The organism is Chryseobacterium sp. CT-SW4 (assembly GCF_048572715.1).
In the GTDB taxonomy this organism is placed as follows: domain Bacteria; phylum Bacteroidota; class Bacteroidia; order Flavobacteriales; family Weeksellaceae; genus Chryseobacterium.
The window spans coordinates 796359-818196 of record NZ_CP183840.1; the positions used below are offsets into that span (position 1 = coordinate 796359).

At 36.6% G+C, this 21838-nt stretch carries 19 protein-coding genes; 7 read left to right on the forward strand and 12 right to left on the reverse strand.

Features of this window, described 5'->3' with window-relative positions; genetic code table 11:
* Positions 1 to 56: 56 nt before the first annotated feature.
* The 5 genes from ABJ974_RS03460 to ABJ974_RS03480 form a co-directional block, all read right to left on the reverse strand.
* Positions 57 to 368, reverse strand: a complete 312-nt coding sequence (locus ABJ974_RS03460; RefSeq protein WP_419869994.1) for a winged helix-turn-helix transcriptional regulator — start codon at positions 366 to 368, stop codon at positions 57 to 59.
* Positions 369 to 494: 126 nt separating this feature from the next.
* On the reverse strand, positions 495 to 1298 hold the full coding sequence (gene proC / locus ABJ974_RS03465; RefSeq protein WP_419869995.1) for a pyrroline-5-carboxylate reductase: 804 nt from the start codon (positions 1296 to 1298) through the stop codon (positions 495 to 497).
* Positions 1299 to 1373: 75 nt separating this feature from the next.
* Positions 1374 to 2381, reverse strand: a complete 1008-nt coding sequence (murB, locus tag ABJ974_RS03470) for a UDP-N-acetylmuramate dehydrogenase (RefSeq protein ID WP_419869996.1) — start codon at positions 2379 to 2381, stop codon at positions 1374 to 1376.
* 3 nt (positions 2382 to 2384) lie between these two features.
* Positions 2385 to 2864, reverse strand: coding sequence for a hypothetical protein (locus ABJ974_RS03475; RefSeq protein ID WP_419869997.1), 480 nt, complete (start codon positions 2862 to 2864; stop codon positions 2385 to 2387).
* Between the two features lie 10 nt (positions 2865 to 2874).
* Positions 2875 to 4080, reverse strand: a complete 1206-nt coding sequence (locus tag ABJ974_RS03480) for a pyridoxal phosphate-dependent aminotransferase (RefSeq protein ID WP_419869998.1) — start codon at positions 4078 to 4080, stop codon at positions 2875 to 2877.
* Between the two features lie 112 nt (positions 4081 to 4192).
* Between ABJ974_RS03480 and ABJ974_RS03485 the strand changes: the two genes are divergently transcribed.
* From ABJ974_RS03485 to ABJ974_RS03495, 3 genes are all read left to right on the forward strand, one after another.
* A complete protein-coding gene (locus ABJ974_RS03485; RefSeq protein WP_419869999.1) occupies positions 4193 to 4648 on the forward strand; it encodes a DUF1801 domain-containing protein in 456 nt (151 codons plus the stop codon).
* The gene (locus ABJ974_RS03490) at positions 4626 to 5279 is read left to right on the forward strand and encodes a YiiX/YebB-like N1pC/P60 family cysteine hydrolase (RefSeq protein WP_419870000.1); all 654 of its coding nucleotides are present in this window, start codon (positions 4626 to 4628) and stop codon (positions 5277 to 5279) included. Before ABJ974_RS03485 ends, ABJ974_RS03490 begins: the two co-directional genes overlap by 23 nt.
* 153 nt (positions 5280 to 5432) lie before the next feature.
* A complete protein-coding gene (locus tag ABJ974_RS03495) occupies positions 5433 to 5747 on the forward strand; it encodes an NIL domain-containing protein (protein WP_419870001.1) in 315 nt (104 codons plus the stop codon).
* Positions 5748 to 5890: 143 nt separating this feature from the next.
* Here the strand turns inward: ABJ974_RS03495 and murA are convergent, their stop codons facing one another.
* Positions 5891 to 7198, reverse strand: coding sequence for a UDP-N-acetylglucosamine 1-carboxyvinyltransferase (gene murA / locus ABJ974_RS03500; protein WP_419870002.1), 1308 nt, complete (start codon positions 7196 to 7198; stop codon positions 5891 to 5893).
* A complete protein-coding gene (locus tag ABJ974_RS03505) occupies positions 7198 to 7836 on the reverse strand; it encodes a DUF4290 domain-containing protein (RefSeq protein ID WP_419870003.1) in 639 nt (212 codons plus the stop codon). The genes murA and ABJ974_RS03505 overlap by 1 nt, the downstream gene beginning before the upstream one ends.
* 189 nt (positions 7837 to 8025) lie before the next feature.
* Here ABJ974_RS03505 and ABJ974_RS03510 point away from each other — a divergent pair, with 189 nt between their 5' ends.
* A complete protein-coding gene (locus tag ABJ974_RS03510; RefSeq protein ID WP_419870004.1) occupies positions 8026 to 9456 on the forward strand; it encodes an alpha-amylase in 1431 nt (476 codons plus the stop codon).
* Positions 9457 to 9489: 33 nt separating this feature from the next.
* Here ABJ974_RS03510 and ABJ974_RS03515 read toward each other — a convergent pair whose 3' ends face one another.
* On the reverse strand, positions 9490 to 9951 hold the full coding sequence (locus ABJ974_RS03515; protein ID WP_419870005.1) for a heme-binding domain-containing protein: 462 nt from the start codon (positions 9949 to 9951) through the stop codon (positions 9490 to 9492).
* Between the two features lie 401 nt (positions 9952 to 10352).
* On the opposite strand from ABJ974_RS03515, the gene katG reads away from it, so the two are divergent.
* Positions 10353 to 12581, forward strand: coding sequence for a catalase/peroxidase HPI (gene katG, locus ABJ974_RS03520; RefSeq protein WP_419870006.1), 2229 nt, complete (start codon positions 10353 to 10355; stop codon positions 12579 to 12581).
* A gap of 101 nt (positions 12582 to 12682) precedes the next feature.
* On the opposite strand, the gene ABJ974_RS03525 is transcribed toward katG, so the two are convergent.
* From ABJ974_RS03525 to ABJ974_RS03540, 4 genes are read right to left on the reverse strand one after another with little or no spacing between them, the layout of a single operon-like run.
* A complete protein-coding gene (locus tag ABJ974_RS03525) occupies positions 12683 to 13813 on the reverse strand; it encodes a cytochrome-c peroxidase (protein WP_419870007.1) in 1131 nt (376 codons plus the stop codon).
* On the reverse strand, positions 13813 to 15426 hold the full coding sequence (locus tag ABJ974_RS03530; protein ID WP_419870008.1) for a DUF6850 family outer membrane beta-barrel protein: 1614 nt from the start codon (positions 15424 to 15426) through the stop codon (positions 13813 to 13815). Before ABJ974_RS03530 ends, ABJ974_RS03525 begins: the two co-directional genes overlap by 1 nt.
* Positions 15416 to 16762: a DUF4876 domain-containing protein gene (locus ABJ974_RS03535; protein WP_419870009.1), complete on the reverse strand. Its 1347-nt coding sequence runs from the start codon at positions 16760 to 16762 to the stop codon at positions 15416 to 15418. Before ABJ974_RS03535 ends, ABJ974_RS03530 begins: the two co-directional genes overlap by 11 nt.
* Before the next feature lie 27 nt (positions 16763 to 16789).
* The gene (locus ABJ974_RS03540) at positions 16790 to 19477 is read right to left on the reverse strand and encodes a TonB-dependent receptor (RefSeq protein ID WP_419870010.1); all 2688 of its coding nucleotides are present in this window, start codon (positions 19475 to 19477) and stop codon (positions 16790 to 16792) included.
* Between the two features lie 324 nt (positions 19478 to 19801).
* On the opposite strand from ABJ974_RS03540, the gene der reads away from it, so the two are divergent.
* A complete protein-coding gene (der, locus tag ABJ974_RS03545; protein ID WP_419870011.1) occupies positions 19802 to 21112 on the forward strand; it encodes a ribosome biogenesis GTPase Der in 1311 nt (436 codons plus the stop codon).
* A gap of 69 nt (positions 21113 to 21181) precedes the next feature.
* Complete coding sequence (upp, locus tag ABJ974_RS03550; RefSeq protein WP_419870012.1) at positions 21182 to 21832, forward strand: uracil phosphoribosyltransferase; 651 nt, start codon at positions 21182 to 21184, stop codon at positions 21830 to 21832.
* Positions 21833 to 21838 lie beyond the last annotated feature (6 nt).

Here is a 21838-nt window from a genome sequence, read left to right on the forward strand (position 1 = left end):
TGTAAAAAGAAACTCAAAATCAAACAATGATTATATCTGATTTTGAGTTTTTCCTTTTAATCCCAATGCTGCATCATCATGATGACAGGTAAGAGGTCTTTACCCTGCTCCGTGAGTTGGAAGAATACCTTTTCCGGAGTTTCAGGAAGTATGATTTTCTTTATAATTTTATCTTCTTCGAGCTCTCTGAGCTGATAGACTAACACCTGCTTAGTGATGGCGGGTATTGCCTTGAGTAAGATATTGAAATGGTTGATGTCTTTACTGATGGAATAGATGATGGAAATTTTCCACCTGCCTCCAACGGTATTAAAGAAATGCGGTACCGCATGCGGAATACCGGGATTTCCCTTTCTTCTGGCTTTCATGATCATTGATTAGTTTATTTATGATTATTGCTGCAAAAATAGTATTTAGAATCTTAAAAATCACATACGTGAGATATATAAATTTAAATTTTTATGTTAAAATATTTTTACCACAATTCATGAATATTAACCATTGAGTTCCCGGGCTCGTTTTTCAGCATTTAAAATACCTTTCTTCAGGATTTCTGTAAAGTTATTTTCTTTAAAAGTTTGTAATGCGGCTTCTGTTGTTCCTCCTTTTGATGCTACATCCTGAATTAATTCTCCCAGATTTTTTTCTGAATTATTAATAAGATGATAGGCACCCAGCATGGTCTGCTTCACAAAAAGCTTTGAAAGATTTTCTTCAATTCCCATTTCTATTCCCGCCTGGATCATGGCGTCTACAATATAATAGAAATAAGCGGGTCCGCTTCCTGATAATGCTGTGACTCCATCCAAAAGTTCTTCATTTTCAAGATAAACGGATCTTCCCGTACTATTCAGTAATCTTTCGATATTAATGAGTTTCCCAAAGGGAATTCCTTCTGCGGAGGTATAACCGGTAATTCCCATTCCTAAAAGGGTGGGAGAGTTCGGCATTGCCCTTACAACAAGCTGGTGATTGAGTGCTTTCTGTATTTTTTCAATGGTAATTCCTGCCATGATGGAAAGGATCATTTGTCCTTCCTGTAAGGAGAATTTAAAATTGTGGGCAACCGATTGAAAGTCCTGGGGTTTTACAGCCAAAATAATAAGGTCAGCGCTTAATTCTCTTACATCTTCAAATAATGAAATTTGAGAAGAAGGAAAAGCTTCAGAAATCCGGGATAGCTTCTCGGGATTTCTGGTGATGAGATGTAGATTCTCCGGCTTTATAAGATCGTATTTCAAAAATGATTTTGAAAAGGATAAGCCCATGTTGCCGGCTCCTAGAATGGCTATTTTCATATTGTATTTTTTTTTACCTTGAATTTAAATAAAAAAAGCAATTGTAGTAACACAATTGCTTTTTAAATATAATTTTTAGATAATATTCACCTCTCTTTCCAGTTCAATACCAAATTTTTCCTTAACAGATTTGATGATCTCAGTAGAAAAATCGAATATTTCCTTTCCTGTCGCATTTCCTGTCGCATTGATGATTACTAAAGATTGTAGAGCATGAGAGGCTACATTTCCTATTTGCTTTCCTTTCCATCCACATTGTTCAATAAGCCAACCTGCGGGAACTTTTACCATATTACCGTTTGGATATCCCTGAATATCCGGAAATCGAAGCTTTAAATCTTCAAACTGAGCTGAAGGAATAGTCGGATTTTTAAAAAAGCTTCCGGCATTTCCTGTCTCTTTAGGATCAGGCAGCTTACTTTTTCGAATATGGATCACCGCATTGGAAATATCCCTAATTGTTGGATTTTTAATGCCGGATTGTTCTAATTGAGATTGAATAGCACCATATTCGGTTTTTATCGTATGATTTTTAAGGGTAAGCTTAAAAGTGACTTCAAGGATAATATATTTTCCTTTTCCTTCCTGCTTGAATATCGAATCTCTATATCCGAATCTGCATTGGTCCAGATTAAATTCTTCAATTTTTAAGGTTTCTCTATTTAAAACTTTACAGCTGTGAAAAACATCTTTTATCTCCACTCCGTAGGCTCCGATATTTTGCATTGGAGAGGTTCCTACATTTCCGGGAATCAGAGAGAGGTTTTCCAGTCCACCGTAATTTTTTTCCAGACAATACATAACGAACTCATGCCAGTTTTCTCCCGCCTGGGCTGTCACCAGAATATGATTTTCATCTGATTTCTTTTCAGAGATCCCTTTCAGGTTAAGCTTAACGGCAATTCCATCAAAGTCCTGGGTGAGAAGAATATTGCTCCCTCCTCCTAAAAAAAGTAAAGGTTGGGAGACGGTTTTTGAGAGCAGCTGTATAAGTTCTTCAACACTGCAGATTTCAGTGAATTGTTTGGCCTTGGCTTCAACGCCAAAAGTATTGAAGTTTTTTAGAGAAAAATTTTCTTGCATGGGTTATCTGTATTCTTTAGGAAGAATCTTTTCAAGTTCGTTTTTCATATTTTGCAGACGTTTGTAATGAACGGTGTCATTATAAGCATTTACATAAACATGGGATTTTTTTGTTGTTTTAATCTGGAATGTTTCATCAATTCCATCTACGGACTGTATGCTGGGAGAACTTTCAATAAGGTCTAAATTCTCTATATCCAGAGGTGAAACAATTTTTTTCCACAACATATTATTGATGGCGACTCTTTGTTCCCTGTGCGTATGATTAGCAGCAGAACCTTTTTCCAGATAAAGGGAGTCTTTTTTAATTTTTATGATTTTGTAGCTTCCTGATTGACCTCCTACATAGGATAGTACAATATAATCAATTTCTTCATGAAGCTGATCCGTATTCTTTTCTTCTTTAGAAGAGCAGGAAAAAAATATCAGCAATAAAAATGTTGAAAAGAGTATTTTCCAGGAAGTATTTTTTATTGCTGACATTCGTATTATTTTAAATATGGAATTCCAGTTTATATTTTTCCAGAGCATCTTCAAGAATAGCTACACTTCTTTTAAGGTCTTCTTCTTTTAAGACGTAGGCAATTCTTACTTGTTTTTTACCCAGTTCGGGATCGCTGTAGAATCCTCCTGCAGGAGCTACCATAATAGTTTCATTGTGGTTTGAATATTTTTCCAGCAGCCATTGAGCGAACTTTTCCGTGTCATCTACCGGTAATTCGGCAACGCAGTAGAAAGCACCCCTTGGCTTAGGGCATATTACTCCGGGAATAGCATTTAGCAGGTCAACCAGGACGTTTCTTCTGTGGGTATATTCTTCCCTTACAGATCGGATATAAGCTCCGTCATTCTGGTGGGCTGCCGTTGCAGCTATCTGTCCCAAAAGAACCGGACTTAATCTGGCCTGGGCAAATAACATAGCAGCATCGTGAATTTTTTTAGAACGGGTAATCATGCATCCGATTCTCACTCCACACATGGAATAACGCTTGGACTCGGAATCGATAACGATACAGTTTTCACTCAGTTCAGGGAAAGCAAACATGGAAACCTGCTGTTTTCCGTCATAAACATATTCTCTGTATACTTCATCCGAAATAATCACGATATCATACTTTAAAGCAATATCCGCTAATTGTTGAAGTTCTTCACGGGTGTATAAATATCCCGTAGGATTTCCCGGGTTACAGATGATGATAGCCCTGGTTTTTTCAGTAATTTTTTTCTCGAATTCTTCAATGGAAGGAAGGGCAAATCCTGTATCGATAGTGGAAGGAACTGCCACAACATTCACATTAAAGGTGCTTGTGAAACCATTGTAATTGGCATAGTAAGGTTCCGGAATGATAACTTCGTCTCCTTCATCACATAATGTGGAAATCGCAAAGTTTAATGCCTCAGAACCTCCATTGGTAACGATAAAGTTATCAGGAGTTAAATCTGTAAAGCCTAAAGTATGATAATAATCGGTTAAGGCTTTTCTGTATTCTATATTTCCTTCAGAAAGTGCATATTCTAATACTTTTAGGTCTATATTCTTTAAAGCATTCAGGGCAGTTTCTGGAGTTTCAATATCAGGTTGTCCGATATTAAGGTGATAAACTTTTATTCCTTTTTGTTTAGCTTTAATAGCGAATGGAACCAGTTTTCTCACCGGTGACGGCGGCATGTGTTCAGCTCTGTTTGAAATATTCGGCATTGTTCAAAAAATTTGTTTCACAAAAATAAGATTTAATTTCTCAATAATAAAATTCTGGATTTTAATTAAGATAATTATAAATTTTGTTATTTTGAAAATTAAAAACTAATACATGCAAATCCAAGCAGAATCCATAGAAGATTATATTTCTAAAATTCCTGAAGAAAGACATGAAGCATTCAGGAAACTGTTCACTACCATTAATGAAAACCTTCCTGAAGGGTTTACAGGTAATGTAAGTTACGGGATGGTTGGCTGGGCAGTGCCTTTGGAAACCTATCCCAATGGCTATCACTGTTCACCCGGATCCCCTTTGCCTTTCATCAATATTGCTTCCCAGAAAAACTTTATAGCCTTGTATCATATGGGAATGTATGCTAAACCTGAACTTTTGGAATGGTTTGTTTCGGAATATCCCAAACACTCAAAAAGAAAGCTGGATATGGGTAAATCCTGTGTACGTTTTAAAAAAATGGATGATATCCCTTTTGAACTCCTGGCCGAGGTCAGTAAAAAAATGACTCCTGAAGATTGGATAAAGTGCTATGAAGAGAATTTTAGAAAATAGATATTTATTTAAAATATTTGCTTTTTGCATTATTGGCTTACTTGCGGGATGTAGAGCCTCTTCTCCGTCTTATGGTTTGAAAAATGGAGATTTACTTTTCGTTACGGCTAAAAGTTCCGGCTTATCCGGAGCCATTAATAATGTAACCCAAAAAGAAAAGAATATTTCATTTGATCATATAGGAATTCTGGAAAAGGATAAGGGAGCGTATTTTGTTTTGCATGCAGCACCAAAAGGAGGTTCTCAGAAACAGCCCTTTCAGGAATTTATCGCTCAACATTCGGAAGAAGGACAGAGAATTATAGTCTATCGTTTAAAAAAAGAATATAGATCTGCTGTTCCTTCAGCAATAAATAAAGCTGAAACTATGCTTGGTAAGCCCTATAACTTTGATTATATACTTAATGAAAATTCTTATTACTGTTCAGATTTTGTAGAAAGAGCTTTTCGTGCTGATCATATATTTAAGCTTGAACCCATGACTTTCATGAATCCGGAAACAGGAAAGTTGAATGATTTCTGGGTAAAATTTTATAAAGACAAAAACCTTGAAGTACCCGAAGGTGAACCTGGCTGTAACCCTAATGGCCTGGCAGGATCCGATAAACTTAAAAAAATAAAGCAACTTTAAAAATTTGAAGAGAAATGATATCATTTCTCTTTTTTTTATTAAAATTTAAAAATAGTAGTCTACTAATTTGGTAGACTAATATTTTTTTATATTTTTGTCAAAGATTTGAAGATCGCCAATCGGAAAATCAATATTGTTTAACCAAAATATTGTATGATGATAACACCTAATCCTAATTTACAGGTTCTTGAAAAAAAACTTCACCTGCCTAAAAAAGAATTGATACTGGAAATAGAGTTGAATGGTAAAATGAAATTTGAACATTTGATGAATGCTATTTATAATCAGTTCGGGATTTGTCACAGGGTGTTATCCGCGAATGTGGAATATGTGGAGGGGAGAAGCTTCGGATCAGTTCAGTTATATATTAATGTAAATTCAGAAGATTATCAGCAGCTTGAGTTCTACCTGAATAAAAATAAACTTTTAAATACTACTGTAGAATATGTCTGCAGAAAATATTTATAGGGAAGTTCATATAGTTTTAATTACAAAATGTCTGGTTTTTACCAGGCATTTTTTATGGCTGAATAATAGGTTGTTTTTATCTGTTCACTGAAAATAAAAAGCGCTCAGAAATCCTGAGCGCTTTTTTATAGTATTTCTATAAATTAAATTCTTTCAATATCAGCACCTAAAGCTTTTAATCTTCCGTCAATATTTTCATATCCACGGTCAATCTGCTCAATATTATGAATGATTGATTTACCTTCAGCTGATAAAGCAGCTATCAATAAAGCATTTCCAGCTCTGATATCCGGAGAGGTCATCGTTGTTCCTCTAAGTGGAGTTTCCTGATTAAGACCGATAACAGTAGCTCGGTGCGGATCACATAAGATGATCTGCGCTCCCATATCAATCAGTTTATCTACAAAGAATAATCTGGATTCAAACATTTTCTGATGGACAAGAATACTTCCTTTAGCCTGTGTGGCTACCACCAGGATAATGGATAACAAATCCGGTGTAAATCCTGGCCACGGAGCATCCGAAATGGTAAGGATAGACCCGTCAATGAATTTCTGAATTTTATAATGTTCCTGGGCAGGAATATAAATATCATCACCGCTTTGTTCCAGCTCGATACCTAATTTTCTGAATGTATTAGGGATTACACCAAGCTGATTCCAGTTTACATTTTTAATGGTGATTTCCGACTTGGTCATGGCTGCAAGTCCGATCCATGAACCTATTTCAACCATATCAGGAAGCATCGTATGCTCGGTACCGTGCAGATAATCCACTCCTTCAATGGTCACAAGATTGGACCCTATACCGGAGATATTAGCTCCCATTCTGTTCAGCATTTTACAAAGCTGCTGAAGATAAGGCTCGCAGGCAGCATTATATATTCTGGTTTTTCCTTTAGCTAAAACGGCTGCCATTATGATATTGGCTGTTCCGGTTACGGAAGCTTCTTCCAGTAAAATGAATTTACCGTTAAGCTCTTTCGCCGTTAAAGAATAAAAGTATTCTTCCTCATCATAATGAAAATCAGCTCCCAGCTCTACAAGGCCCTGGAAGTGGGTGTCTAATCGTCTTCTTCCTATTTTGTCACCTCCCGGAGTTGGCATATAAGCTTCACCATAGCGGGCGAGCATCGGACCCATCAGCATGATGGAACCCCGTAATTTTGCTCCGTCTTTTTTAAATTCGTTGGATTTTATATAATCGAAATTAACGTGATCTGCTTTAAAAGTGAAATCTCCATGACCGTTTTTGGTAACTTTTACCCCAAAATCTCCCAGAATTTCTATCAATCTATTAACATCATGAATGTCAGGAATATTTTTAATTCTTACTTCTTCATCTGTTAATAAAACCGCACATAATATTTGAAGCGCTTCATTTTTAGCTCCTTGTGGGGTGATTTCACCATGCAATCTTTTTCCTCCTCTTATTTGAAAGGTTCCACTCATTATTTTCTGTTTTTGTGGCTGGTATGCCTTTTTTTATTGTTGTTAGATTGATTATTCTTATTGTTCTTATTGTTTCTGTTGTTGCTTGTGTAATAAATTTTACTCTTTTCAAGAGAATCTATCCCTGTTAAATCAAGCCTGTTTTCTGATAATTCCTTTAAATGTCGGAAGATGACATCATCAGTAACATGTTCTTTATTGTAAACATTATAGGATTTCTTCATATTATTGGCAATCACTTCTATCAGGGCTTCTTTTTCATCCCCTTCATCAAGTTCAATGGCTTTATCTATAAGCTGAAGAATACTTTTTCCGTAAAATTTATAATCACCTTGAAGCTTAGGGTATTCCATTCTTTTAGGTTTTTCCTTAAGCTGCTCTCTCGTAATAAAAGGAAATGGAGAATCTACATCGAGATCGTAATCGGCCAAAATAAAAAGATGATCCCAAAGCTTGTGATTGTAATTTTCTTCATCACGGAGCTGGGGGTTTCTTTGACCCATAAAATCAATGATAGCCTTTGCCATTTCATTTCTTTCCTCCTTGGTAGAAAGTTCTTTACAACGCTCTACTAACTGTTGGATAATTCTGCCATATTCCGGCAAATGAAGCTGAGTTTTTTGGGTGTTATATTCCATAATGTGCAAATATATGGATTAAAAGAAAAATTGTCCTGAAAAAGTTGGAAGTTTATAAAATTTTAATAAAAAGTTATCATAGAGATTGTGAAGTTTTATTTTTAATAATTAAAAAAGTTATTAATTTTTTATTTGTTTATTTAATAAAAATGTAATTTAGTTAATGAATTAATAACCAAAATAATTTATATGAAAAACAATTTTGTATTACTTTCAGTAATGAGTTTGCTGCTTTTCAATTCTTGTCAGAATGAGGATCAGGTAGTAAATGAAAGCTCAAAACAGGCAGAAGCCTCTGCTAAAATTATCAATGTAACCCATCATGACGGACGGCCTTTCAGTACCGGAACATCGGCCACCGGAAAATTTGTAGCCGGGCCGGGAGGTGGTGTCTTAATGCAGGGCTTTTATTGGGATGTTCCTTCCGGAGGAAACTGGTGGAATACCGTTAAGGATAAATTAACGGACTGGTCCAATGCAGGCATCGGAGCCGTATGGTTACCGCCGGCTTCCAAAGCTCAGAACGGAGCTTATTCAATGGGGTATGATCCTACCGATTATTATGATTTCGGAAATTACAATCAAAATGGAACTGTAGAAACCCGGTTTGGTTCCAGGGCGGAACTTGAAGCTTTGATTACAAAAGCGCATCAGGAAAATATGCAGGTATATGCCGATATTGTAATCAATCATAACAGTGGAGGACAATCCGAATACAATCCCTACGTAGGCTCCAATACCTGGACCGATTTTTCAGGGGTGGCTTCAGGGAAATTCCTGCGCAGCTACAATGACTTTTATAAAAATGCCTATGGAAATAATGATGAAGGATCTTTCGGAGGATTTCCGGATGTATGCCATGCTAATCCCTATGTGCAGGACTGGTTATGGGGAAGAGATGATTCCGTGGCAAAATACTATAAGAATGTAATGAAATTTGACGGTTGGAGATTTGATTATGTTAAAGGATTTGGACCATGGGTGGTAAACAGTTGGAATTCCCAGGTGGGCGGTTTTTCCGTGGGTGAACTGTGGGATTCCAATGTAAATACTCTGGAATGGTGGGCCAATAATGCCAATAGTTCTGTATTTGATTTTGCAGCTTACTATAAAATGGATGAAGCATTTGATAACGGTAATCTCAGTTTGCTGAATGACGATATGATGTGGAAAAGAAACCCCTATAAAGCTGTTACTTTTGTAGCCAATCATGATACGGATATTATATGGAATAAAATGTTGGCTTATGCCTATATTCTTACCCATGAAGGATATCCTACCATTTTTTACAGGGATTATGAAGAATGGCTCAATAAAGAAAGACTTAATAACCTGATCTGGATTCATAATAACAAAGCGACGGGAACTACCTCTATATTATATACGGATAATGATGAATATATAGCGCGACGTAACGGTTATAACGGTAACCCGGGACTTGTTGTTTATATTAATAATTCTTCCAGCTGGCAGGAAAGATGGATTGAAACCAACTGGAGCAGTCAGCAGATAAAGGATTTTACGGGAAATTCTACATGGTATCCTACCACGCAGGGTGATAAATGGGTGAAAATCCAATCACCTCCCAACAGCTATTCGGTGTGGTCGTTGAATCAATAAAAAAAGAGAGCTTTAATGCTCTCTTATATTAATTTAAAAAACCGTTTTTCTTTGAGTTTCCTCTTTCATTGCTTTAAAATAGCTTATAAGCTCCTTTTTTTGCTGAGGACTTAGTTTAGCCTCCTGATGCATAAGAAGATAAGATTTCAGCGGCATTTCATCTTTTTCAATCATTTCCACACATTCATCTAATTTTTTAATCTGCCTGTTGATATCATAGGTCGCGAATGTAGAGAAGTTGAGATGTTTTCTTCCGTTATCGATATTGTTTTTCAGGAACCACGAAGAAGGTGCAATACTCGAATACCAAGGATATACACTTTCATTCGAATGGCAGTCATAGCATGAAGATCGAATGAGTTTGGCGGTTTCCGGCGGAGTCTTTTTAATTTTTAAAAAGTCCATTCCCGGTGTCAATGGCGGATTTGTTTTGTCAATAGGAAAAAATTGAATAATAATAAAAGCTACCAAAATTATAACCAATACTTTTTTCATATTACATTAATGTTTGTTTTTTATAAAGGTAATGGTTTTTCTTTTAAATTATCATCTTTTTGTTGAAATCTGTTAAGGTTAAATAAAAAACGGTTTTTAATAAGATGAGTTATGTTTATTAATATAAAATAAAAATTATATGAATTTATGGTCATATTAAAGTGAAATGTTGTTTAAATTATTTTTTTTACCTAGTTTTATAAACATTTATGGTAAGCTTTTATGAATTTTATTGAATTTAATTAATTATAAATCAGTGTTTTATATTTAATTATAGTTTTTAGCTATGGAAAATATAATATCAATAGATTGTAATTATTGCGAGAAAGTAATAAGTTTGCTTCATCAAAAAGAAGAAAATTAAATAGTGTTAAATCAGATATATTTAAAAATAAACTACAATGGAAAAAAATTCTAACGACATCAGTAAGTGCCCATTTCATAATGGAACAATGAATCAAAATCAAACAGTTGCTGGTGAAGGAACACAAAATCATGATTGGTGGCCTAATCAGTTAAGGGTTGATATATTGCGTCAGCATTCCTCTTTATCAGATCCTATGGATAAAGATTTCGATTACGCCGAAGCTTTTAAAAGCTTGGATCTGGCAGCTGTAAAAAAGGATCTTCATGCATTAATGACAGATTCACAGGACTGGTGGCCTGCTGACTTCGGACACTATGGTCCTTTATTTATCCGTATGGCTTGGCACAGTGCAGGTACTTACAGAGTAAATGACGGAAGAGGAGGAGCCGGACAGGGGCAGCAGCGTTTTGCTCCGCTAAACAGCTGGCCGGATAACGTGAGTCTTGATAAAGCCAGAAGATTAATTTGGCCGATCAAACAAAAATACGGTAACAAAATATCCTGGGCAGACCTTATCGTCCTTACGGGAAATGTAGCATTAGAATCTATGGGGTTCAAAACTTTCGGATACGCAGGAGGACGTGCAGATGTATGGGAACCGAATCAGGATGTATATTGGGGAAGCGAGAAAACATGGTTGGCAGACAGTCATGACCCTCAAAGCCGTTATTCAGGGAACAGAGATCTGGAAAATCCTTTGGCAGCCGTGCAAATGGGACTGATCTATGTAAATCCTGAAGGTCCCGACGGAAACCCTGATCCTGCAGCTGCCGTTAAAGATATCCGTGATACTTTTGGGCGTATGGCAATGAATGATGAGGAAACCGTAGCTTTAATAGCAGGAGGACATACTTTTGGGAAAACCCACGGTGCAGGTCCTGCCGATAATGTTGGAAAAGAACCTGAAGCTGCCGGTCTTGAAGAGCAGGGCTTAGGGTGGAGTAGTACTTTCGGTACAGGAAAAGGAGGTGATACCATTACCAGTGGACTTGAAGTTACATGGTCTAAGACCCCTACGCAATGGAGTAACAGCTTCTTCGAAAACTTGTTTGAAAATGAATGGGAACTAACGAAAAGTCCGGCAGGAGCACATCAATGGGTAGCAAAAAGCCCGGCAGAGACTATTCCTGATGCATTTGATCCAAATAAAAAACACAGACCTACAATGCTGACTACCGATCTTGCATTATTGTTTGATCCGGAATATAAAAGAATATCAAGATATTTCTATGAAAATCCTGATGCGTTTGCAGATGCTTTTTCCCGTGCCTGGTTTAAGTTAACCCACAGAGATATGGGACCTCGTGCCCGATATTTAGGACCTGAGGTGCCATCAGAAGAATTGATCTGGCAGGATCCTATTCCTGCTGTTAACCATGAATTGGTTGATGCTAACGATATTGCTTCATTAAAATCAAAAATATTAGCTTCCGGACTAAGTATTTCAGAATTGGTTTCTACAGCCTGGGCTTCAGCTTCCACTTTCAGAGGAAGTGATAAGAGAGGAGGAGCGAACGGCTCAAGAATACGTCTGGAACCTCAGAAAAACTGGGCGGTAAATAATCCGGCTCAATTACAGAAAGTATTGAATGTGCTGGAAGGAGTTCAGAAAGAATTTAATGATGCCCAGACAGGTAATAAAAGAATTTCATTAGCAGATTTAATAGTTTTGGCAGGTACCGCTGCTGTTGAAGAAGCTGCTAAAGCTGGTGGACATGCAATTTCTGTTTCCTTTGCGCCGGGACGTATGGATGCTACTCAAGAGCAGACAGATGTCGAAGCAATGGAATATCTGGAACCGCAGGCTGATGGATTCCGTAATTATCTGAAAAGAAAATATACCGTGTCTACAGAGGCTTTATTGATTGACAAAGCTCAATTGCTAACCCTTACTGCTCCTGAATTAACAGTATTGGTAGGTGGTATGAGAGCTTTAGATACCAATTATGACGGATCTAAACATGGAATCTTTACACAGCGTCCAGGAGCTCTTACCAATGATTTCTTTGTGAACCTTTTGGATATGGGAACAAAATGGAAAGCTATTTCTGATGATCAGGAACTATATGAAGGTACTGACAGAGCTACAGGTGAGAAAAAATGGACGGCAACTCGTGCAGATCTTGTATTCGGATCTAATGCTGAATTGAGAGCAGTTGCTGAGGTCTATGGAAGCTCTGACGGTCAGGTGAAATTCATAGAAGATTTTGGAAAAGCATGGACTAAAGTAATGAATCTTGATAGATTTGACTTAGTTAAATAATATAAACACAGATGATGATTAAATAAGTTCGTAAACTTATGGATGAAAATGGCAGGAATATTCCTGCCATTTTCTTTTTTATTATAAAAGTAATCTTAAAATTATTTGGGTAACTGTGGAGGTCGCATTTTATATTTATAACTATGCAAGGTGCCTAAAAAGTTTTCTAAATCAGTAAGTTCCGATTCTGTGAGATTTAATTTTTCCAGCATTTGTGATTTTTGAGGGGCCAGAGGACTTTCGCGGTTTCTCTTTTCCGTCGGCATTCCCGCATTGTACATATTGAGCACTCCTCTTATAATGGGGAATAATCCGTTATGCATATAAGGTGCGGTTTGTGTTATTTCTCTTAAAGTAGGAGTTTTAAACTTTCCGACATCTTCATTCTTCTTGGATATGTTGTAAAGTCCTAAGTCTTCATATTCCCTTCCAAAATAAGTTAGCCCTACATTATGGAATTTTTGATCTGAAAAATAAGGAGTGTTATGGCAATTGATGCAATTGGCCTTTGTTCTGAATAGATGGAGCCCGTTAATTTCAGAATCTGTCAGTTCATCCTTTTTACCACTGATGAATTTATCAAATTTTGATTTTGGGCTTACCGTTGTCCTTTCAAAAGTGGCTATGGCTTTTGATATTCGTTCTTCCGTGATTTTCTCATCGCCAAATGCCTTTTGGAAGTGCTCTCGGTAGCCTTTTATTTTAGAAATTCTTTTCACGGCCAGTTTGGAATGAAGGTTCATTTCTACAGGGTTTTCAATCGGTGACTTTACTTGTTCTTCCAAGGTTCCGGCTCTGCCATCCCAAAAAAATACTTTGGCGTAGGCTATATTGAGAGTAGTGGGAGTGTTCCGGGTTCCTTGCTGTCGATCATGTCCGTAGGCTACGCGTCGTCCATCCGCCCAGGCTAGCTCCGGATCATGACAGTTCGCACATGAAATTTGTCCCGATTTAGAAAGTCTGGGATCAAAAAATAACATTTTCCCTAATTCTTCTTTTTCCTGAGAATAGGGGTTGTCTTTGGGGAATTGAGGCTGAGGTAAAACTCCGATATCCTGAAATCCTTCTTTTGCTTCATCAAATAGATGAGGTTTGGGCCATAAGCTGGGGTCGCCGCTGCTGTATAGGTCTCTTAGTTCCTGAGGGGTGTAGCCCTGATATACTTTGTCAAAACTTGAAAATAAATATACTGCTGATAAAATACCCAGTATGGCTATGATATTCTTCTTCATTAGTAATAAAAATTTAATCCTACTGCAAAATAACTGTTATTGCTTATGTTTAAAACGACTTTTACATTCTTATTATCGCTGTTTACATAAAACATTTGGCCTCCCGAAGCATAAAATTCATATCTAACCTTTTTGATGTTTAACAGATATTTTACTTTCATATTTAGTGACATATGAGTGGAAGAGTCATATAAATAATCTGGCATCACTATGTTTTCCACAAATATATTACTATTAGAGCTTTGGTAAGGCTCATAATTGATGACATTTTCCAGTGGAAGATATAGAGAATGCTTTACTTCCAGGGATATTTTCTGATCCGGTTTTACTTTAAATTCTTTTTCACCTCCTATCTGATAAGTAAGGAATCGTAATTTTTTCTGAAGTACAACCGATATATCTTTAATATCCTGATCTCCATATCCTGCATCCAGTATTAATCTAAGCAGTTCTCCTTTTTTATTGTATTTGGACCATACGTTATTGAATTTTATTTCTGTGTTATAAACCCTGTAGGAGGTATATTTATTCACGTAATCATAATTAATATCCTGCTGGTCTGTTAATTTTAATAGAGAGCTCCACTTCCAATCTTTGATGTTTCCTAAATAATTAATATGATAAGTATTTCTTTCCGTTTGTAATCCGGTAAGTTTTTTAATATCATAAAAAGTACGAAGAACACCATTGGCATCTTGTGTCTGATAAGAATAACGACGTGTCATCCTGTCAATATAATACTCATTATTATAGCCGGCATTGAGGTAAGTTTCTCCATTATTGAAGTTGTATTCCGCTCCATAGGACCATCCGTCGTACTTGTATTCCGTGTCAGAAAAACCATCATTATAATAGTAGTTACCGTATCCCTGATTAAAACGGATATAAGTTTCATAATAACTTGGAGCATTAAGTTCCGAAACCGAATAAGATATATCAGACTCTTTCTTTCTATTAAAATAAGAGGTTTTTACAAATAATGAATGATTGCTAAGCTGATAGCCCAATTTACCTGAAGCAGTATAATTGAAATTACCAATTTTAGGTCTAGGATCGGAATTGGAGTAAGCTTTTGTAAATTTTCCGTCTATTCCTACCACCATGAAAAGGTTTTTAACAGGAGTATAAGCTATATTTCCTCCGATCTGATAATTCTGTTTCATCCAGTCGGAGTTTCGGGGAGCATAAAAGTAAGATGGGTTGCTGATATAATTTTGATCCGTGGTACGTTCGTCTGTAAGAATAAATGGAACGTCCTTTTCATCTTCCCTGCTTACCTCAAGCTTGCCGGAAAGGATGATTTTGGAGTTATATTGAAATACTCCAGATGATCCGAAACCGTATTTGGTAGTAGAACCGGGTGTTTGAGTTCTCTTAAAATCCAGTTTGGAATAATCCAGATACAGATAAGCATTAGAGAAATCCATTCCGTTTTTAAAGGCCATCTCAGGATTCTGAATTCTCATTTCTTTCTCCAGATAATCTATATTGATGGTGTCCAGGTGATTCTCCTGACCATATATTATACTGTGACAAGAAAAAAGCCAACAAAGACCAAAGATAACTTTAGCCCTTGCTGAGAAAATATTTTTATAATTGAGATTATTCTGCATATCCTTTTGGATTTGCTTTTATAGTTACAAAATCATTAGTGGAATTATTGGTATCCTGTAAAACAACCCTTCCATTAATAGTTGTTTTAGTTTTTCTTATAACAGAGTAAGAAGTATAGTCAGCATATGCTTCCCCTGCACTATTCTGAATATAAGCTCTTCCGGCGTCCACATCATTTTGAAGATCTTTCGGTGCTGTTAAGTTCTTATTAGTTGTATCAACTCCGTCCATAATAATGTTTTTTGGAATTCTTGCATATAGTTTTCCTGTTAAATCTTTAGGATTCGGTACTTTAGGATAGGCGGAAATTTGAGTATCAGTTACCCCGTTGAATATAACTAAGGCAGGTCTGGAGGTTGTATTTAATAGTAAATCTTTGGAAGTACCGTTCCAATAGATGATGTTCATATCCGGTACAGCTGGATTTTGGATGTCGTAAGTGTAGGGAGTGTCTCCGTTGGCGATAGCCCAGTCACCTAAATAAGTCTCAAATTCAGCAGTGCTTAGATCCACTGTTTTGGAAGGATCAAGAATGGGAACATTCACACCCGCATTGGTAGTATAAGGAGCTTTATGGTTGATTGCCGTTTGGGCAATGATGAAACTTGCACCCGGCTGAATAGGATACTGAGTTCCGGATCCCGGAACTTTAATGATGGAAGAAGCATATACGTAATCTGTATTGGCTGAAGAACCTATATTATTTCCAGTGGATAAACTCCAGTCGTACTGCCCGTTGGATTGTGTATAAGAAGAAGAGGTATTTGTAGTATTTCCATCTAATAAAGCAATGTATAAACCATCTGCATAAAGGACTTCGTTTGAGTTGTTGTGAATTTCTATGAACTGATCTCTGAATAAGGCCCCTAGTGTTGTATCAGAACCGGCATAATAATATTGTTTAATTACAAAATCAGAAACAACACCATTAGCCAGCACAATAGTAGTTGAATTTACATTGATGTTAACACTTACTTTTTCCTGAGAGCCATTAAAGCTTACTTCGTCCTTATTGGTTTCAAAGCCAAAAGTTTCATAGTATTTCTGTTTGGTTAAATTAATATCTGCCATTATGGTGTAGGTTCCCGGTAATATGGATGTTAGTTTTAACTCCCCGTTACTATCGGTTACTCCTTTGATCTGATCTCCTGTCGCATCATTCGTTAGAGTAACATTGACGTTAGCAGCAGCGAGACTTCCTAGATTAGCATCATATTTCACAGCTACATTGAAGGCAACAGGCTCCAGGGCATTAGAGTTTTCAAAATCATTATCTCTACATCCTGTAAGTACCATTACCAGAGACAGTATAAAAAGGAAAAGATGTTTTTTCATAGTTGATATATATTTAGTATTTAAAAATTAAAACTGATAAGAAATATTACCTCCAAAAGAAATGGGAGTGAAATTGGTATACCTGGTACCGTAAGAATCATATACTTTCAGATTGAACATATTGTTCAGATAAACTGAAATCCTTATCCCGCTGAGGAAGTCTTTGCTCACTCTCAAATGGAAGTTATGAAAGGTCTTTCCGTCCAGATTATATGCTGTAGGTCCACTGGAACTTCTTAAGGCGGAAATAACCGGATTTTGAAGATCTGCTTCTGTGATTGTATGCCTTATCAGGTTCTGATCTAAATAAGCCACAGCGTAGGTGTCAACCGAAGATGTTCTTGAATCCACTAAAAAATGATCGGTATTGATAGAGATAATCATCCCTGCTTTGGGAAGGTGATAATCTAAAGATAGTCCCAGCCTTGCTACTTTTGAAGTGACCTGATAAGGATTGAAGATGCCGTAGGCAACTTCTGGATCATCATTGGCAGGAGCTACCAGGGTTTCAACTTTTTTCTCACTTTTTGTATGGGTATACGCTCCTTTAAGGCCAATACTTAAATTAAGACTTTCGATCTTCTTAAAAGCGAGCATCATTTCCAAACCTAAATCACGTGAATCATATCCGTTTGTTTGTAATGTCTGTAAAAATCGATAATTTTCTGTTCCTACAATTTCAAAAGTCGGTAGTTCGGTTCCTGTAGCTGTTACTTCCACTTTAGCCTTGGGTAAATTCAGAACATTGGAATAAGAAGTAAAACCATCAAATAAGAAATTGTTATATCCTGTAAGAGCCAAGTTGGCAAAAGGCAAGTTTAAATCAAATCCGAGTTCGGAACGCCAGCTTTTAGAAGGCTTAAGATCTGCATTATTGGCAGGCGTTACTACTGTTTGCATAATAGCCACGGAATAAACCCCGGGTAACCTGTAATCACCTAGCAATATATCAATATATCTCGGGCCTGTATAAACCTGATTGAGAGATGGAGCTTTAGTGGATAATCCGATCCCACCTCGCAGTTTGATATTTTTTATTCTATAAGAGGCGTTAACTCTGGGAGATACTGTAGAATAATTATTTTGAAGATCATATCGAACTCCTAAATTGGCATTCAATACATTTTGATTAGCAAATTTTTTAAAAATATTATCCTGCATGTACACTGCGAACTGTGACATCGATAACACATTATCCGAATAATTATATTCCCTTGTACCATTAGAAGTAGCTCCCACGGTAGAAATACCAGCGAACTGTCCTACAGTCCCATACCTCCCTGTCCCGAAATTATCACTGTATCTGTAATTGATTCCTAAGCTTAAATTATGTATCCAGTTGCTATTCGTTTTATAAATACTGTTCACATCCATATCTAGGAAAATGTTCAGGGGTTTTCCATCTACATAATTATAGTTAAAGTACTGGGAAGGAGTGTAATTTGCATAATATACATCATCTGTTAATGAAGTTCCGTAGGGTTTGGACGCAGAATTGAGAAAGTTTCTTCTCATGGAAGACTGGTCCGCATAATTAACACCGATATTGGCATTAAAGGTTTTCAGCCAGGAGTTTCTGAATTTAAGATTCGTATTGTTGGTTAAGGAATAAGACTGATTTTTTGCGTTAATATATATACCATGATACTCATCTTCTCCACCTTGTCCCTCGTTAGTATCAGAAGAAACATTTAAGGTCATTCTGTTTCGAATCGATTTGCTTTTATTGGTGAATGCCCAACCCAGATTGGCCGTGAACCTTTCATAGGTGACATCGGAAAAACGGGGATCACTTGTAGAGTTCATATAATTGAATGAGGCATTAATAGCGTCCCCTTTTTTATTTAATAGAAAACCTTTACTCGCCCCGGCTTGATAAGTACCCTCTACAATAGATGCCTGGAATTGTAGAGGTCTTTGTCCTATTTTTGTTTCTACTTTGATTAATCCTGAGGTTAGATCTCCGTATTTAGCATCTGGAACTCCCGCAATAACTTCTATTTTTTCTATATCTTCCGTTGGGATCTGGCGAAGATCCACACCGTAATTTGGCTGTGCAGGCGTAACATTCCCTTTGCTGTTAGTCAAATTGAAACCTGTCGTGAAAGGATTGTTATAAGCAGCATTAAAGTCCTGCATATTACTGTTGTTGCTTACAGTTACGTCATTGATCATTAATTGGGTTCCGAATGCTTTATTTCCGAAATCCTGATCATATGCAGAAGAATTTATAACGGATTGGGTGTTAGCGGTACGCAAAACAATATTTTTCATTTCCGTATTGTTGATCGGCTGAATATATTGTCCTGGTAATTGTTGTAAAACATCTCCTAATGAAAAGGATTGGGTTTTTTGTAATGCTTCTTCGCTGATCTCAATAGAGGAGAAATTGTCTTTTTTGGCAGATATTTTTACCTCGGGTATTCTTATGGAAACGGGAAATAACTTTATTTGTACTCTATCTTTTGGAACAGTGTTATATACCATACTCTCACTCATCCAGCCGGATTTGGAAAAAATTAGTTTGGCTCCCGGATTATAATTTAATGAGAAATTACCATTTTCATCAGAAACAGTCCATAGTCCTGTAGACTCGTCCGTAATTCGGACATTGGAAACATTCGAGTCATTCCTTCCGTCTTGTATAACCCCTGAAATAGTTTGAGCGGACAGACCGCAGCAAGTCATCAGAAAGATTATAATTAAATTCTTCATGGGTACAAATTAACGGCGCAAATTTATTTATAATTTTTCTAAATAAAAACTACTTATTTGTTTTTTGTTATGATATTATTCATATAATTTATTAAACATTTAAAAATAACTATATTATTGTTGTTATTTTTTATTTATTACTGATTTTTACCTGGATATGGTAATAATTTTTATTGTCGATATTTTTTGTTTTAAATTTTAAATAGCAGCCGTTAAAAAGCATCTTTTTTTACACCCTAAATAATAAACCCTTATCTTTGCAAAAAAAATTGAGCTCCAAAAGTTGGAGAAACTCATTAATAATTATTTATTAAACATTTTTTTATGTCAAATATCGTTGCCATTGTCGGGCGTCCTAATGTAGGAAAATCAACCCTTTTTAATCGTTTACTGGAAAAAAGAGAAGCTATCGTAGATTCTACGGCTGGAGTTACCCGTGACCGTCATTACGGAAAATCGGACTGGAATGGAGTAGAATTTACCGTTATTGATACAGGAGGATATGATGTAGGTACCGATGATGTTTTTGAAGAGGAAATCCGTAAACAGGTTGAGCTGGCGGTGGATGAAGCAACTTCCATTATCTTCATGATGAATGTTGAAGAAGGTCTTACCGATACCGATCAGGAAATTTATGAGCTGTTAAGAAGATCGAATAAGCAGATTTATATAGTTATAAATAAAGTGGATTCATCAAAAGAAGAGCTTCCGGCAACGGAATTTTACCAACTGGGAATAGAAAAATACTATACACTCTCTTCTGCTACCGGTTCCGGGACAGGAGATTTGCTGGATGATATCGTTAAGGATTTTCCGACCACTGATTACAAAGATCCTTTTGAAGGCTTACCTAAAATTACCATTGCAGGGCGTCCCAATGTAGGAAAGTCTACAATGACCAATGCTTTGCTGGATAACGAAAGAAATATTGTAACGGATATTGCCGGAACTACCAGAGACAGTATTCAGAGTCTTTATAATAAATTCGGGCATGAGTTTGTTTTGGTAGATACCGCGGGAATGCGTAAGAAATCCAAAGTGAATGAAGACCTTGAATTTTATTCCGTGATGCGTTCAGTACGTGCCATAGAAAATTCGGATGTGGTCATTATCATGGTGGATGCTACTCAGGGCTGGGAAGCGCAGGATATGAATATATTCGGGATTGCACAGAAAAACAGAAAAGGAATTGTAATATTGGTCAATAAATGGGATCTTATTGAAGACAAAAAGACCAATACGATGAGGGATTTTGAAAAAGCAATTAAAGATAAGATCGGCCAGTTTCAGGATATTCCGGTATTATTTGTTTCCGCACTTACCAAGCAGAGGATTTTAAAAGCAGTGGAAACGGCAATGGAGGTTTATGAAGCACGTAAAAAGAAGATTAAAACTTCCAAGCTTAATGAAGTGATGCTTCCTATTTTTGAAAATACACCACCTCCGGCCATTAAGGGAAAATACATCAAAATCAAATATTGTGTCCAGTTGCCTACGCCGTCACCACAATTTGTTTTCTTCTGTAATTTACCTCAATATGTGAAAGAACCTTATAAAAGGTTTACGGAAAATCAATTAAGAAAAGAATTCGGTTTTACCGGAGTTCCTATAGAAATATATTTTAGACAGAAATAAAAAACATCCCTTTTAGATATTATCTAAGAGGGATTTTATTCATTATAACAGCAGTAAAAGTTTTAAGATATGGTAACAGAGCTTTCAACACAATTTTCTTTAGTTAATTCCTGGATTAATGAGCTTCGTAATGTAGAGGTCCAGCAGGACCGTATGCGTTTTCGCAGAAATATGGAGCGTATTGGTGAAGTAGCGGCTTTTGAGATCAGTAAAAGCTTGGCTCAGAAAGAAGTGGAAATTCAGACTCCTTTAGATAAAATAAAGGTAAAGGAAATTGCGGTTCAGCCTGTTATAACGACCATTTTACGTGCGGGAGTTCCCTTGTTTGAGGGAATCCTGAACTATTTTGATAAAGCAGATTGCGGATTTGTAGCTGCTTACAGAAAGCATGATGCAAATGATTACTTTTCCATTAAGCAGGACTATCTTACATGTCCAAGTATAGAAGGGAGACCATTGATCGTCGCAGATCCTATGCTGGCTACCGGAGCTTCTTTAATTGAGGCGATTAAAGACTTATTGACACATGGCAAGCCGACTCAGCTTCATATTGTAGCGGCAATAGCTTCAAAACAGGGTATTGAAACCATTTCAAAAGCCTATCCCGATGCCAGGATCTGGGCTGGAGTTATCGATCCGGATTTAACGTCCAAAGGATATATCACTCCCGGATTGGGAGATGCAGGAGACTTGAGTTACGGCGAAAAGCTTCAGAGATAAAAGGGA